The organism is Bradyrhizobium japonicum USDA 6, from assembly GCF_000284375.1.
Taxonomy (GTDB): Bacteria; Pseudomonadota; Alphaproteobacteria; order Rhizobiales; family Xanthobacteraceae; genus Bradyrhizobium; species Bradyrhizobium japonicum.
Genome location: NC_017249.1, coordinates 1,259,129 through 1,273,441, shown reverse-complemented (window position 1 = coordinate 1,273,441; position 14,313 = coordinate 1,259,129). Strand labels below are relative to the sequence as shown.

The window sequence follows — 14,313 nt, the reverse complement described above, 5'->3', positions numbered from 1 at the left end:
ACGCCAGTGATTGAATCGAGAGGCCGCAGCGCACTGGATCACCCGCTTTCGCGGGTGATCCAGCGGTGGATGCGGCAAGCGCGAGCGCTCCGGACCCCGCTCAAATCGTCTGATTGTACGCGCCGACTTCGGGATGCGTACGGAGCACGCTGTTCACCATCTCGAACATGTCGTGCATGCGCCGCTCGGAGACCGGGCTCTCGACCACGACGACGAGCTCGGGCTTGTTGGAGGACGCGCGCACCAGGCCCCAGCTGCCGTCCTCGACCGTGACGCGTACGCCGTTGACGGTGACGAGATCGCGGATCGCCTGGCCGCCGATCTTGGCGCCCTTGGCCTGCAAGCCTTCAAAATGCTTCACCACCTGGTCGATGACGCCGTACTTGGTCTCGTCGGCGCAATGCGGCGACATGGTCGGCGACGACCAGGTTTTCGGCAGCGCGTTCTTCAGGTCGGCCATCGACTTGCCCGGCGCGCGGTCGAGCATGTCGCAGATCGCGATCGCCGACACCAGGCCGTCGTCATAGCCGCGTCCATACGGCTTGTTGAAGAAGAAGTGGCCAGACTTCTCGAAGCCCGCGAGCGCACCCGTCTCGTGGGTGCGGCGCTTCATGTAGGAATGGCCGGTCTTCCAATAGGCGACCTTGGCGCCCTGCTTCTGCAGCACGGGATCGGTGACGAACAGGCCGGTCGACTTCACGTCGACGATGAAATGCGCGTCCTTGTGGATCGCCGACATGTCGCGGGCGAGCATCACGCCGACCTTGTCGGCGAAGATTTCCTCGCCGGTGTTGTCGACGACACCGCAGCGATCGCCGTCACCGTCGAAGCCGAGACCGACATCAGCCTTGTGATGCAGCACCGCGTCGCGGATCGCGTGCAGCATTTCCATGTCTTCCGGGTTCGGATTGTATTTCGGGAAGGTGTGGTCGAGCTCGGTGTCGAGCGGGATCACCTCGCAGCCGATCGCCTCCAGCACCTGCGGCGCGAACGCGCCGGCCGTGCCGTTGCCGCAGGCGGCGACGACCTTGAGCTTGCGGGTCAGCTTCGGACGGCCGGTGAGATCGGCGATGTAGCGCGCCGGATAATTCTCGTGGAACTGGTAGGAGCCGCCGGCCTTGTTCTTGAATTCGGCGTTGAGCACGATCTCCTTCAGCCGCGTCATCTCGTCGGGGCCGAAGGTCAGCGGGCGGTTGGCGCCCATCTTCACGCCGGTCCAGCCATTGTCGTTGTGCGAGGCCGTGACCATCGCGCAGCAGGGCACGTCGAGGTCGAACTGCGCGAAATAGGCCATCGGCGTCACCGCGAGCCCGATGTCGTGCACCTTGCAGCCCGCAGCCATCAGGCCGGAAATCAGCGCATATTTGATCGAGGCCGAATAGCCGCGGAAATCATGGCCGGTGACGATCTCCTGCCTGACGCCGAGCTCCGCAATCAGCGCGCCCAGCCCCATGCCGAGCGCCTGGATCCCCATCAGGTTGATTTCCTTCTGGAACAACCAGCGCGCGTCGTATTCGCGAAAACCCGTGGCCTTCACCATCGGCTCTGATTCGAAGGCATAGGTGTTGGGCAACAAGACGGATTTCGGCTTGGGGAACATTGAGACGGTCTCGTGAAAATGGCGGGAATTGATGCAGCCTTAGCGAATGCCGGGCCGCAGCGGAAGGCGGGAATGGCAGCTTATGGCTTATAATTGCGGCAGTTTGGTAACGGCAAAACGCGGCCCGGCGCGAGACTTCCGCCAATGCCGTCCTGAAAAAATCCGTGCGAACGACCGTTCGTGGGCGCGGTGAGAGCCTTTGGCGCGAACTTACTGCTCCAGCACCATCTGGCCGTTGGCGTATTCGAAGCGCTTCAGGCGGGACAGGAAGGAGAGGCCGAGCAGGTTCTCCGACAGCGCCTCGTCCGGCAGCACCATGGCGTCAACGTCGCGCACGACGAGGCCGCCGACCTCGAGCATGGCGATGCGCGTGCGGGCCGCCTTGATGGTGCCGTTGGCGGTCGAGACGGTGGCGTTGTACTCGCCGCGCGAGGGACGCAGGCCAAAGCGAGCAGCCGAGGTCTCGTTCAGCGCGACCACGGAGGCGCCGGTGTCGATCATGAAGCCGATCCGCTGGCCGTCGATGCGGCCTTCGGCCTGAAAATGGCCGCGGCCATCGCGGGAGATGGCGAGGCTGCGCCCACCGGCCGGCGCCGTCGCAGCAACCGCGATCGTCGCGCGCGGCGCTGACGTCGCGGAGGCGGAACTCATCCTGTCCGCCATCTGCGCCATGAACGTGCCGAGGCCGATCATGATGGCCGCGAGGATCATTATGTTACGCATCACACCACTTCCGAGCCGGAAAGCTCGATTTCACCACGCGACACGCCGGGCCGCGAGCGAGGCTGCGGTCAGAGCGCTGCTATTTTGACGAAAAGGATGAGCGGAGGGTTAATGCGGCTTCGTGGCTTCTTACGTCCCGCGCGGCTTGACCCGCCGGGTCGGCAGCGCACTCGCAGGATCCTCCGGCCAGGGATGGCGCGGGTAGCGGCCGCGCAGGTCGGAGCGCACGGCGGCGTAACTGCCGCGCCAGAAACCGGGGAGATCGCGCGTCACCTGCACCGGGCGCTGCGCCGGCGACAGCAATTCCAGCACCAGCGGCACCTTGCCGGCGGCGATCGACGGATGGGTGTTGAGCCCGAACAACTCCTGGAGCCGCACCGCGATGGTGGGCCCCTGCTCGGCCTCATAGTCGATCGCGAGCACGCTGCCGGTCGGCGCTTCGAAATGCGTCGGCGCCTCGCGATCGAGCCTTGCGCGCATCTCCCAGGGCAACAGCGCCATCAGCGCGTCGGAGAGATCGCCGGCCGAGATGTCTTTCAGCGCGATCTTGTCGTAGAGCGCCGGCACCAGCCAGTCGTCGCGCCGCGCGATCAGTCCGTCGTCCGACAAATCGGGCCAGCTGTCGCCCTCGGCCTTGCGCAGAAACATCACGCGGTCGCGCCACTGCTTTGCGGCTTTCGACCAGGGCAGCCGGTCGAGACCCGCGGCAATCAGCCCATCGGCGAAGATGCGCGCGGTCTCCTCCGAAGGCGACACCGCGAGTGTTGCCTCAGACAGCGTGATCGCATGCAGCGCGCGCTTGCGCCGCGCGCGCAGCGCCATCGCGCCGCGGTCGAACGAGATCTCGTCGACTGTCTCGATATGCTCGGCGAAATGCCGCTCGATGTCGTCCTCGCTGATCGGCGCTGCCAGCAGAACGCGGCCGCTCGCCGCCGTGCCCGTCATCTCGCCGATCGCGATGTAGGGCGCGCGGGCGAGCGACGAGGTCTGTTCCACCGCGGCGCCGCGACCATTGGCGAGCACGAAGGTGCCGTTGCCGCGATTGCGCGCGACGCGGTCCGGGAAGGCGTAGGCGAGCATCAGGCCGGTCGAGAGATCATCCTGTCCGGTTGCGGCCTTCTCCGACGCCGCCACCTGCGAAGCCCAGCGCCGCGCGAGATCGCGCGCGCTCGCGGCGCGCGGCGAGCGATCGCGGCGGAACTGATCGCGCCGGTACTCGAGATCGACGCTGTCGCCGCCGAGCCCGCGCTCGGTGATGATGGCCGCGATCTCGGCGGCGGCTTCACCGCTGCCCACGCGATGCGAATCCACGATCATGCGCGCCAGCCGCGGCGGCAGCGCCAGCGCGCGCAGGCTTTTGCCTTCGGCGGTGATGCGGCCGTCGCCATCGAGCGCGTTGAGCTCGGAGAGAAGGCTTTTCGCCTCTTTCCAGGCCGGCTGCGGCGGCGGATCGAGGAATGACAGCGCCGAAGGATCGGCGACGCCCCATTGCGCGAGGTCTAGCACCAGCGAGGAGAGGTCGGCACTGAGGATCTCCGGCTGAGTGTAGGGCGCAAGCGAGGCCGTCTGCGGCTCGTCCCAGAGCCGGTAGCAGACGCCGGGCTCGGTGCGGCCGGCGCGGCCGCGGCGCTGGTCCACCGCCGCACGCGCAGCGCGCACGGTCTCGAGCCGCGTCAGGCCGATGTCGGGCTCGTAGCGCGGCACGCGGGCGAGGCCGGAATCGACCACGATGCGCACGCCCTCGATGGTAAGCGAGGTCTCCGCGATCGAGGTCGCCAGCACCACTTTGCGCGTGCCCTTTGGCGCGGGCGCGATCGCGCGGTCCTGCACGGCGGCGTCGAGCGCACCGAACAGCGGCACGATCTCGATGGAGGCATCCTGGACACGCTCGCTGAGAAAATTCTGGGTGCGGCGGATTTCTGCGGCGCCCGGCAGGAACGCCAGCACCGAACCGCTGTCGGCGCGCAGCGCGGACGCGATCGCATCCGCCATCTGCCGCTCGACCGGCGCATCCGCCTTGCGGCCGAGATAGCGCGTCTCGACCGGAAAGGCGCGGCCCTCGCTCTCGACGACGGGCGCTTCCCCGAGCAGCTTTGCCACGCGGGCGCCGTCGAGCGTTGCCGACATCACGAGGATGCGCAGATCCTCGCGCAGACCGGTTTGCGCGTCGCGCGCCAGCGCGAGGCCCATGTCGGCGTCGAGCGAGCGCTCGTGGAATTCGTCGAACAGGACGGCCGCGATGCCGGAAAGCTCGGGATCGTCGAGGATCTGGCGGGTGAAGATCCCCTCGGTCACCACCTCGATGCGCGTCGTGCGCGAGATCTTCGAGCCGAAGCGGACGCGGTATCCGACGGTTTCGCCGGCCCGCTCGCGAAGCGACTTGGCCATGCGCTCGGCACTCGCCCGCGCAGCGATACGCCGCGGCTCCAGCACGATGATCCTCTTGCCGGCGGCCCAGGGCGCATCCAGCAGCGCCAGCGGTACGCGCGTGGTCTTGCCGGCGCCGGGCGGCGCCACGAGCACAGCCGAATTATGCGCCTCCAGCGTGCGCGAGAGGTCGTCGAGCACGGCATCGATCGGGAGGGGCGTGTCGAAGCTGCGGGGCAAAAGTCTCGGTCCGTCATCGTCCGCGCAGGGCGGACGATCCAGTCAACTCAGATCCCGGCCATTCCGAGGATCTCTGCATACTGGATACCCCGCCTTCGCGGGGTATGACAACAATGCGTGGTTATCAGCCCTGCACCGGCGGACGGCCGATGCTCTCGTAGGTGAAGCCGGCGGCTTGCATCTCTTCGGGCGGGTAGATGTTGCGGAGATCGACCACAACGGGCTGGGTCATGGCCGCCTTCAGCCTGTGGAGATCGAGCGCGCGGAACTGCACCCATTCGGTGACGATGACGAGCGCATCGGCGCCTTGCGCGCAGGAATAGGCGTCCTCGCAATAGGTGATGTGCGGCAGCTCGCCCTTGGCCTGCTCCATGCCGACGGGATCGAAGGCCTTGACCGTCGCGCCCATGTCGATCAGGCCGGTGACGAGCGGGATCGACGGCGCATCACGCATGTCGTCGGTGTCGGGCTTGAAGGTGAGGCCGAGCACGGCGATGGTCTTGCCGCGCAAGCTGCCGCCGAGCGCCTGGCTGACCTTGCGCGCCATCGCGCGCTTACGGTTCTCGTTGACGGCCAGCACGGATTCGACGATGCGCAAGCTCACGTCATAGTCCTGCGCGATCTTGATCAGCGCCTTGGTGTCCTTCGGGAAGCAGGAGCCGCCGAAGCCAGGACCGGCATGCAGGAACTTGGTGCCGATGCGGTTGTCGAGGCCGATGCCGCGCGCGACTTCCTGCACGTTGGCGCCGACCTTTTCCGAGAGATCGGCGATCTCGTTGATGAAGGTGATCTTGGTCGCGAGGAACGCGTTCGCGGCGTATTTGATCATCTCGGCGGTGCGGCGCGCCGTGAACATCAGCGGCGCCTGGTTCAGCGACAGCGGGCGATAGATGTCGCCCATCACCTTGCGGCCGCGCTCGTCGGAGGTGCCGACGACGACGCGATCGGGATACTTGAAGTCGCGGATCGCGGCGCCCTCGCGCAGGAATTCGGGGTTGGAGGCGACGACGACGTCGGCCGCGGGGTTGGTCTCGCGGATGATGCGCTCGACCTCGTCGCCGGTGCCGACCGGGACGGTGGACTTGGTCACGACGACGGTGAAGCCCGACAGCGACTGCGCGATCTCGCGCGCGGCGGCGTAGACATAGGACAGATCAGCGTGACCGTCGCCGCGACGCGAGGGCGTGCCGACCGCGATGAAGACGGCATCGGCGTCCGCGACCGGCTTCGACAAATCGGTGGTGAAGTCGAGCCGCTTGGCCTTCACATTGGTCGCGACCAGTTCGTCGAGGCCGGGCTCGTAGATCGGAATCTCGCCGCGATGAAGCGCCGCGATCTTCTTCTCGTCCTTGTCGACGCAGGTGACGTCGTGACCGAAATCCGCAAAGCAGGCTCCGGACACCAGTCCCACATAGCCCGTTCCGATCATCGCGATTCGCATGAAAAACCCTGCTCCAGCTTGGTTAACGAAACCCCAACTCGATCGGTTTAGCATTTTCCTGAGGGGAGAGAACAGCCCGGATGCAAAAACCGGCACGCGAATTGTACCGGTAAAGAAACCTTAAACCGCAAGGCTTCACACTGCACCACGCCCGCACAGAGCCGGGCGGACCGCGCCTCGAAACGGGACACCATGGCTTTATCAGGCACAATCGCCGCGAGCGGGCTTCCCAAGGCCCCCTCGGCCGCGCGCGTCGACTGGGTCGACTATGCCAAGGGTATCTGCATCGTCATGGTCGTGATGATGCACTCGGTGCTGGGGGTGGAGATCGCGGCCGGCCAGACCGGTTTCATGCATGTCGCCGTGGCCTTCGCAAAGCCGTTCCGGATGCCGGACTTCTTCCTGATTTCGGGCCTGTTCCTGCCATTGGTGATCGATCGGGACTGGCGAACCTATCTCGACCGCAAGGTGGTGCATTTCGCCTATTTCTATGTCGTCTGGGTGACAATCCAGTTCGGCTTCAAGGCACCGGCATTTGCGGCGGAAACCAGCTGGCGCGAGGCGGGCCTGCTGTATCTGGAATCCTTCGTCGAACCGTTCGGCACGCTCTGGTTCATCTACCTGCTGCCGATCTTCTTCGTCGTCACGAAATTGACACGGCGAGTCCCGCCGCTGGCGATCTGGCTCATCGCCGCCGCGCTGGAGACGGCGCGCATCTCGACCGGCTGGACCGCGATCGACGAATCCTGCGCGCGCTTCGTCTATTTCTATTCGGGATATCTGTTCGCGCCTTACGTGTTCGCGCTGTCCGATCGCGCGCGCAACCATCCCGCACTCGCGCTGGCGGCGCTTGCGACCTGGGCGCTGCTCAATGCGGGCCTCGTCGCGCTCGGCGCCAGCGAATGGAAGATCGTCTCGCTCGCGCTCGGCTTCGCCGGCGCCTGCGCCATCATCACGATGGGCACGCTGCTCGCGCGCGCACAGTGGTTGAACTTCTTCCGCTTCTGCGGCGAGCATTCCATCGTGATCTACCTCGCCTTCTTCCTGCCGATGGCAGCGACACGAACGCTGCTGCTGCGCACCGGCGTCATTCCCGACATCGGCACGGTGTCGTTGATCGTCACCATCGTTGGCGTGATCGGATCGCTCGCGATCTGGTACGTCGCATTGCGGCTCAATGCCCGCTTCCTGTTCGAACGGCCGCAGACGTTCTGGATCGCGCCGAAGAAGGCCGGGCCAGTGTTGCAGGCGGCGGAGTAGCCGCCCTCCCGGTGTCGTCGCCCGGCTCGACCGGGCGACCCAGTACGCCGAGACGCCAGTGATTGAGCCGAGAAGCCGCGGCGTACTGGATTCCCCGCTTTCGCGGGGAATGACAGTGGGGATAGTGGCGCCAGCAAGCCAAAAATCCCCCTCGCAAGGCTGTCAAAGCCCGCAAAAATTCATACATTGCGGCCATGCCCAAGACCTCCCCGAAGACCGCCGCCAAAGCCGACACCAAACCCGCTGCTGACAAGCCTGCTGCCAAGCCAGTCGCGGCGAAGGCGGCCGGCAAGGGCGACCACATCTTCCTGGTCGACGGTTCCGGCTACATCTTCCGCGCCTATCACGCGCTGCCGCCGCTGAACCGCAAGTCCGACGGCTTGCAGGTCAACGCCGTGCTCGGCTTCTGCAACATGCTGTGGAAGCTGTTGCGCGACATGCCCGAGGACAACCGCCCGACGCATCTGGCGATCGTGTTCGACAAGTCGGAGGTGACGTTCCGCAACAAGATCTATCCCGAGTACAAGGCACACCGGCCGCCCGCGCCCGATGATCTGATTCCGCAATTCGCGCTGATCCGCGAAGCCGTGCGCGCCTTCGATCTGCCCTGCCTCGAGCAGGGCGGCTTCGAGGCGGACGATCTGATCGCGACCTATGCGCGGCAGGCCAGCGATCGCGGCGCCCACACGACCATCGTGTCCTCCGACAAGGATTTGATGCAGCTCGTAAACGACAAGATCATGATGTACGACACCATGAAGGATCGCCGCATCGGCATTCCCGAGGTGATCGAGAAGTTCGGCGTGCCGCCGGAGAAAGTCGTCGAAGTGCAGGCGTTGGCCGGCGATTCCACCGACAACGTGCCCGGTGTGCCCGGCATCGGCATCAAGACCGCGGCGCAACTGATCGTCGAATATGGCGACCTCGAACAGCTCCTGTTCCGCGCCACCGAGATCAAGCAGCCGAAGCGGCGCGAGGCGCTGATCGAGAATGCCGAGAAGGCTCGGATTTCGCGCCAGCTGGTGCTGCTCGACGACAAGGTCGAGCTCGAGGTGCCGCTGGACGACCTCGCAGTGCACGAGCCCGACGCGCGCAAGTTGATTGCCTTCCTCAAGGCGATGGAATTTTCCACGCTGACGCGCCGCGTCGCCGACTATTCGCAGATCGATCCCGCCAATGTCGATGCCGATGCGTCGAACAGCAGCGGCGCCAGGGTCGGCGGCGACGCCGCCAGGGCAAAAACGTCAGAGACCTCCGGCGATCTCTTCGCCGCTCCAGCCGCGACCGCAACGGGCGGCGACAAGGGCGATAAGTCGGCCGGCCTCAAGGGCGCGCCGATTTCACTGGCCGCCGCGCGCGAAGAGGCGCTGCGCAAGCTGCCGGTCGACCGCAGCAAATACCAGGCGATCAAGACGCTCAAGGAGCTCGACGCCTTCGTCGCGCGCATCCATGACGCCGGCCATGTCGCGATCGAGACGAGAGCCAACTCCATCGACCCGATGCAGGCCGATCTCTGCGGCATCGCGCTGGCACTGGCGCCGAACGAGGCCTGCTACGTGCCGCTCGCGCACAAGCAGTCCGGCGGCGGCGCCGGCCTGTTCGACGCGGGTCTCGCGCCGGACCAGGTCAAGCATGCCGACGCGATCGAGGCGCTGCGGCCGGTACTGGAATCGGCGGGCATTCTCAAGATCGGCTTCGACGTCAAGTTCACCGCCGTGATGCTGGCGCAGCACGGCATCACGCTGCGTAACGTCGACGATGCGCAGCTGATCTCCTATGTGCTCGATGCCGGCCGCGGCTCGCACGCGATCGAAGCGCTCGCGGAGCGCTGGTTCGGCCACGCCATGCTGAAGGAGAGCGAGCTGCTCGGCAGCGGCAAGGGCAAGATCACCTTCGACCAGGTGCCGATCGACAAGGCCGCGCCGCTGTCGGCGGAAGGCGCCGACATGGCCTTGCGCGTGTGGCGCGTGCTGAAGCCGCGCCTCGTCGCCGAGCACATGACCGCCGTCTACGAGACGCTGGAGCGGCCGCTGGTGTCGGTGCTCGCCCGCATGGAGCGGCGCGGCATCTCGATCGACCGCCAGGTCCTGTCGCGGTTATCAGGCGACTTCGCCCAGACCGCGGTGCGCGTCGAAGCCGAGATCCAGGAGATCGCGGGCGAGCCCGTCAATGTCGGCAGCCCCAAGCAGATCGGCGACATCCTGTTCGGCAAGATGGGGCTGTCCGGCGGCACCAAGACCAAGACCGGCGCCTGGTCGACGACCGCGCAGGTGCTCGACGAGCTCGCCGAGCAGGGCCACGACTTCCCCAAGAAGATCCTGGAGTGGCGCCAGGTCTCGAAACTGAAATCGACCTACACCGACGCGCTGCCGACCTACGTCAACCCGCAGACCCATCGCGTCCACACCACCTACGCGCTGGCCGCGACCACGACGGGCCGGTTGTCGTCGAACGAGCCGAATCTGCAGAACATCCCGGTGCGCACCGAGGACGGCCGAAAGATCCGCCGTGCCTTCATCGCGACGCCCGGGCACAAGCTCGTCTCCGCCGACTATTCGCAGATCGAGCTGCGGCTGCTCGCCGAGATCGCCGACATTCCCGTCCTCAAGCAGGCGTTCAAGGACGGGCTCGACATTCACGCGATGACGGCCTCCGAAATGTTCGGCGTGCCGATCGAGGGCATGCCGAGCGAAATCCGGCGCCGTGCCAAGGCGATCAATTTCGGCATCATTTACGGCATCTCGGCATTCGGCCTCGCCAACCAGCTCGGCATCGCGCGCGAGGAAGCCTCCGCCTACATCAAGAAGTATTTCGAGCGCTTCCCCGGCATCCGCGCCTACATGGACGAGACGCGCGACTTCTGCCGGAGCAACGGTTATGTCACCACGCTGTTCGGCCGGAAGATGTACTATCCCGACATCAAGGCTTCGAACGCCTCGGTGCGCGCCTTCAACGAGCGCGCCGCGATCAACGCGCGGCTCCAGGGCACCGCCGCCGACATCATCCGCCGCGCCATGACGCGGATGGAGGACGCCCTGGTCCAGAAGAAGCTGACGGCGCAGATGCTGCTCCAGGTGCACGACGAACTGATCTTCGAGGTGCCCGACGCGGAAGTCGAGGCGACGCTACCGGTGGTGCAGCACGTGATGCAGGACGCGCCGTTCCCGGCCGTGAACCTGTCGGTGCCGCTGCATGTCGATGCGCGCGCGGCGAACAATTGGGACGAGGCGCACTGATGTCTCTTCACCTCTGCCCGCTAACGCTTCACTGATGCCGCGAACACGGTGTCGTCCCGGCGAAAGCCGGGACCCGTAACCACAGGATCGAGTTAAGCGAAGATTGCCCACTACGATCTCGCGCCAAACTTCTGCCTGGGGGTATGGGTCCCCGCTTTCGCGGGACGACGTTGGGGTGAGATGCGGGAATCGAATTGTCCTCCGTGCAATTGCGCGATGGCTCCGCCGCGCGGCGCATATTAGAACCGTGCCGTCTCCCGCACCGGTTCACCCATGCCTCACACCTCCGCCCTGCTCGGCTTCGCCCTCGTCTGCCTCGGTCTCGTGCTCACGCCGGGACCGAACATGATCTATTTGATCTCGCGCTCGATCACGCTGGGGCCGGCGGCGGGCATCGTCTCGCTCGGCGGGGTGGCGCTCGGCTTCGTGTTCTACATGCTGTGCGCGGCGTTCGGCATCACCGCGCTCTTGCTCGCCATTCCCTTTGCCTATGACGCGCTGCGCTTCGCCGGCGCGGGCTATCTGCTGTGGCTGGCCTGGCAGGCGGTGAAGCCGGGCGGACGTTCGCCGTTCCAGGTGAAGCAGCTCGCGATCGACAGCCCGCGCAAATTGTTCGCGATGGGCTTTGTCACCAATCTGCTCAATCCGAAGATCGCGATGCTGTATCTGGCGCTGCTGCCGCAGTTCATCGATCCCACCGCCGGCAGCATGCTGACGCAGTCGGTGGTGTTGGGGGCGATCCAGATCGCGATCAGCGTCAGCGTCAACGCGATGATCGCGCTTGCCGCAGGGTCGATCGCGCTGTTCCTGGCAAGCCGACCGAGCTGGATGCTGGTGCAGCGCTGGCTGATGGGCACGGTGCTGGCCGGGCTTGCGGTGCGGATGGCGGTGGAAGCGAAGAAGGTGTGAGGCGCACTGTCATGCCCCGGCCTTGACCGGGGCATCCAGTACGCCGTGGCCTCTCGGCTCAATCACCGCCGCCTCTGGAATACCGGATCGCCCGATCAAGTCGGGCGATGAAACCGCCCAATCAATCCAGCTTCGCGTCCATGCCGCGCTTCACCGCGGGACGCACCATCAGCGCCTCATACCAGCGCTTGACGTTAGGAAAATCGGCCAGCTCAACCTTGTGGCGAGGGTGGCGCCAGGCCCAGCCCAGGATGGCAAAATCGGCAACCGAGAGGTCGCCGGCGACGAAGTCGTGAGCCTCCAACCGGCGGTCCAGCACGCCGTAGAGCCGGCGCGTCTCCGCCATGTAGCGCTTCAGGCCATAGGCGCGATCCTGCTCGTTCTCGAGCGCGATGAAATGGTGCACCTGGCCGGGCATCGGGCCGAAGCCGCCCATCTGCCACATCAGCCATTCATAGACGGGGATGCGCTCCGAGAGCGATTTCGGCAGGAATTTGCCGGTCTTTTCGCCGAGATAGAGCAGGATCGCACCGGACTCGAAGATGCTGACAGGCTTGCCGTCGGGCCCCTCGGGGTCGACGATCGCGGGGATCTTGTTGTTGGGGCTGAGCTTCAGGAACCCCGGCGCCATCTGCTCGCCCTTGGTGATGTTCACCGGGACCACCTTGTAAGGCAGCCCCATTTCCTCCAATGCGACCGAGATCTTGCGGCCGTTCGGCGTGTTCCACGTGTGCAGCTCGATTGTCATTCAGGCATTTCCTTCCCCGAGATATCTGGCATCCAACTACTCCAGAAGGTTGCACCCCCACAACTGGCGGACCGGGATGGCCGATCCCTGTTGACTCGACCGGTCCCCTCTGGAATGTCGCGGCCGTCGCGGATAAATTCCGCCACCTCCAAAAAGCCCCGAGGGACCGCCGTGTCGAAATCTGCCTCCCGCGCCCGCCTGTTCGAAATCATCCGCCGGCGCTCCTTCGGCCGTGGTGACGTCACGCTCGCGTCGGGTCGCAAGAGCGATTTCTACTTCAACCTCAAGCCGACCATGCTCGACCCCGAGGGCGCGACCCTGCTCGCCGAGCTGACCTATGAGGCGCTGAAGGACGACCAGCTCGACTTCATCGGCGGGCTCGAGATGGGCGCGGTGCCGCTGGCCGGCGCGCTGGCGCAGATCTCCTGGATCAAGGGCCATCCGATCGCGGCGTTCTTCGTGCGCAAGAAGCCGAAGGAGCACGGCGCGAAGCTCGCGATCGAAGGTCTGCCCAAGGGCGAGACGCTCGAAGGCAAGCGCGTCGTGATCGTCGAGGACGTCACCACCACCGGCGGCTCGGCGATGAAGGCGGTGGAATCCGTGCGCGAGACCGGCGCCGAGGTGGTGCTGGTTCTGACCATGGTCGACCGCGAAGAAGGCGCCACCGACACGTTCGGCGCGGCCGGCCTGCCGTTCCGCTCGCTTTACAAGGCGTCGGAGTTCTTGAAGGCTTAAGGCCGCGAGACAGTTCTGGCCGTCCATGCCCGGGCGTTGCCCGGAAGCAACCATCCGCCGGAAGCTGTGCCCGGCCTTGAAGAGGTCACGGCCTCGACTTGAAATCGCCTCCGCGCAACTGCTCATTTACCATCCAGCACTATGGTGAATCATGTGCCGAGACCTCGGAAGGTTCCGGCCGGTTCAGTAGCGTCGGAGTGAGCATTGCGTACAGCCTTGTCCCATGCGCGGCGGCGTCGCGCGACGCTAGTGGCTGCCACCTTGGCGGCCCCGCTGCTTGCGGTTCCAGCCCCGGCTTCGGCCGAAGGCCTGTTCGACTTCTTCTTCGGCGGAATGCAGCGGCCCCGGCCGCAGCGTGAGGTGCCGCAGCAGTCGAACTCCTTTGCCGATCCCTTCGCCAGCCAGCAGAATCCCGCAAACCCGCAATATGTGCCCCCGACACGCGCGGCGGCGGCCGGCGGCTCGGGCCCGGCCTTCTGCGTGCGCACCTGCGACGGCAAATATTTTCCGCTGATGCGCGGCCTCGCCTCGCCCGCCCAGATGTGTCAGGCGTTCTGTCCTGCCACCACGACAAAGGTCTATTTCGGCTCTTCGATCGACGGCGCCGCTTCGCAGACCGGCGAGCGCTACGCCGACAGCGAGAACGCGTTCGCCTATCGCAAGGCGCTGCGCGCCGATTGCACCTGCAACGGCCGCGAGCCGGTCGGCCTCGCCCCGGTCGATCTCGCGCTGGATTCCTCGCTGAAAGCCGGCGACGTGATCGCAACCAGCGACGGCCTCGTCGCCTATACCGGCATCCGCGTCGGCAATGACCAGGCCGCGGACTTCACGCCGGTTGCCTCCTACCCCGGACTCACCGCGCAGGTCCGCGCGCGGCTCGGCGAGATGAAGGTGGCACCGGTGCGCGCCGAGACGGTCGCGGCAGATGCGCCGGCCTCAGTCGAGATCGTGCGCGAGGCGCTGCCTGACGTGACGGTGCCGAAGACCCCTGCACAGAAGCCGGCGAAACGGGCGGGGCTGGATTAGCTTGCTCTCGTGTCCCGGACGCGGCGCG

At 65.9% G+C, this 14,313-nt stretch carries 10 protein-coding genes; 5 read left to right on the top strand and 5 right to left on the bottom strand.

Going from position 1 to position 14,313, the window contains the following annotated elements; translation table 11 throughout:
• Positions 1-100 precede the first annotated feature (100 nt).
• The 4 genes from BJ6T_RS05790 to BJ6T_RS05775 all read right to left on the bottom strand — a co-directional run bounded on the left by BJ6T_RS05790 (position 101) and on the right by BJ6T_RS05775 (position 6,371).
• Positions 101-1,600, bottom strand: coding sequence for a phosphomannomutase/phosphoglucomutase (locus tag BJ6T_RS05790; protein WP_014491362.1), 1,500 nt, complete (start codon positions 1,598-1,600; stop codon positions 101-103).
• Between the two features lie 210 nt (positions 1,601-1,810).
• Positions 1,811-2,323 carry a TIGR02281 family clan AA aspartic protease gene (locus tag BJ6T_RS05785; RefSeq protein WP_080593830.1) on the bottom strand — a complete coding sequence of 171 codons (513 nt, stop codon included), beginning with the start codon at positions 2,321-2,323 and terminating at the stop codon, positions 1,811-1,813.
• Between the two features lie 129 nt (positions 2,324-2,452).
• Entirely contained in the window at positions 2,453-4,930 is a 2,478-nt protein-coding gene (gene hrpB, locus BJ6T_RS05780) for an ATP-dependent helicase HrpB (RefSeq protein WP_014491360.1), read from the bottom strand.
• A gap of 124 nt (positions 4,931-5,054) precedes the next feature.
• Positions 5,055-6,371 carry a UDP-glucose dehydrogenase family protein gene (locus BJ6T_RS05775; protein ID WP_014491359.1) on the bottom strand — a complete coding sequence of 439 codons (1,317 nt, stop codon included), beginning with the start codon at positions 6,369-6,371 and terminating at the stop codon, positions 5,055-5,057.
• A gap of 192 nt (positions 6,372-6,563) precedes the next feature.
• Here BJ6T_RS05775 and BJ6T_RS05770 point away from each other — a divergent pair, with 192 nt between their 5' ends.
• From BJ6T_RS05770 to BJ6T_RS05760, 3 genes are all read left to right on the top strand, one after another.
• Complete coding sequence (locus tag BJ6T_RS05770; protein WP_014491358.1) at positions 6,564-7,631, top strand: acyltransferase family protein; 1,068 nt, start codon at positions 6,564-6,566, stop codon at positions 7,629-7,631.
• Between the two features lie 194 nt (positions 7,632-7,825).
• On the top strand, positions 7,826-10,867 hold the full coding sequence (polA, locus tag BJ6T_RS05765) for a DNA polymerase I (protein ID WP_014491357.1): 3,042 nt from the start codon (positions 7,826-7,828) through the stop codon (positions 10,865-10,867).
• Between the two features lie 273 nt (positions 10,868-11,140).
• Entirely contained in the window at positions 11,141-11,776 is a 636-nt protein-coding gene (locus tag BJ6T_RS05760) for a LysE family translocator (protein ID WP_014491356.1), read from the top strand.
• A gap of 121 nt (positions 11,777-11,897) precedes the next feature.
• On the opposite strand, the gene BJ6T_RS05755 is transcribed toward BJ6T_RS05760, so the two are convergent.
• Positions 11,898-12,524 (bottom strand): glutathione S-transferase family protein, encoded by a 627-nt coding sequence (locus tag BJ6T_RS05755; RefSeq protein WP_014491355.1) that lies wholly within the window; start codon positions 12,522-12,524, stop codon positions 11,898-11,900.
• 171 nt (positions 12,525-12,695) lie between these two features.
• Here BJ6T_RS05755 and pyrE point away from each other — a divergent pair, with 171 nt between their 5' ends.
• The gene (pyrE, locus tag BJ6T_RS05750; protein WP_014491354.1) at positions 12,696-13,259 is read left to right on the top strand and encodes an orotate phosphoribosyltransferase; all 564 of its coding nucleotides are present in this window, start codon (positions 12,696-12,698) and stop codon (positions 13,257-13,259) included.
• 216 nt (positions 13,260-13,475) lie between these two features.
• Complete coding sequence (locus BJ6T_RS05745) at positions 13,476-14,285, top strand: DUF2865 domain-containing protein (RefSeq protein WP_028169981.1); 810 nt, start codon at positions 13,476-13,478, stop codon at positions 14,283-14,285.
• Positions 14,286-14,313 lie beyond the last annotated feature (28 nt).

Coding starts and splice junctions, on each gene's coding strand:
- BJ6T_RS05790 (WP_014491362.1), bottom strand. CDS start 1,600: ATGTTCCCCAAGCCGAAATCCGTCTTGTTGCCCAACACCTATGCCTTC.
- BJ6T_RS05785 (WP_080593830.1), bottom strand. CDS start 2,323: ATGCGTAACATAATGATCCTCGCGGCCATCATGATCGGCCTCGGCACG.
- BJ6T_RS05775 (WP_014491359.1), bottom strand. CDS start 6,371: ATGCGAATCGCGATGATCGGAACGGGCTATGTGGGACTGGTGTCCGGA.
- BJ6T_RS05770 (WP_014491358.1), top strand. CDS start 6,564: ATGGCTTTATCAGGCACAATCGCCGCGAGCGGGCTTCCCAAGGCCCCC.
- polA (WP_014491357.1), top strand. CDS start 7,826: ATGCCCAAGACCTCCCCGAAGACCGCCGCCAAAGCCGACACCAAACCC.
- BJ6T_RS05760 (WP_014491356.1), top strand. CDS start 11,141: ATGCCTCACACCTCCGCCCTGCTCGGCTTCGCCCTCGTCTGCCTCGGT.
- BJ6T_RS05755 (WP_014491355.1), bottom strand. CDS start 12,524: ATGACAATCGAGCTGCACACGTGGAACACGCCGAACGGCCGCAAGATC.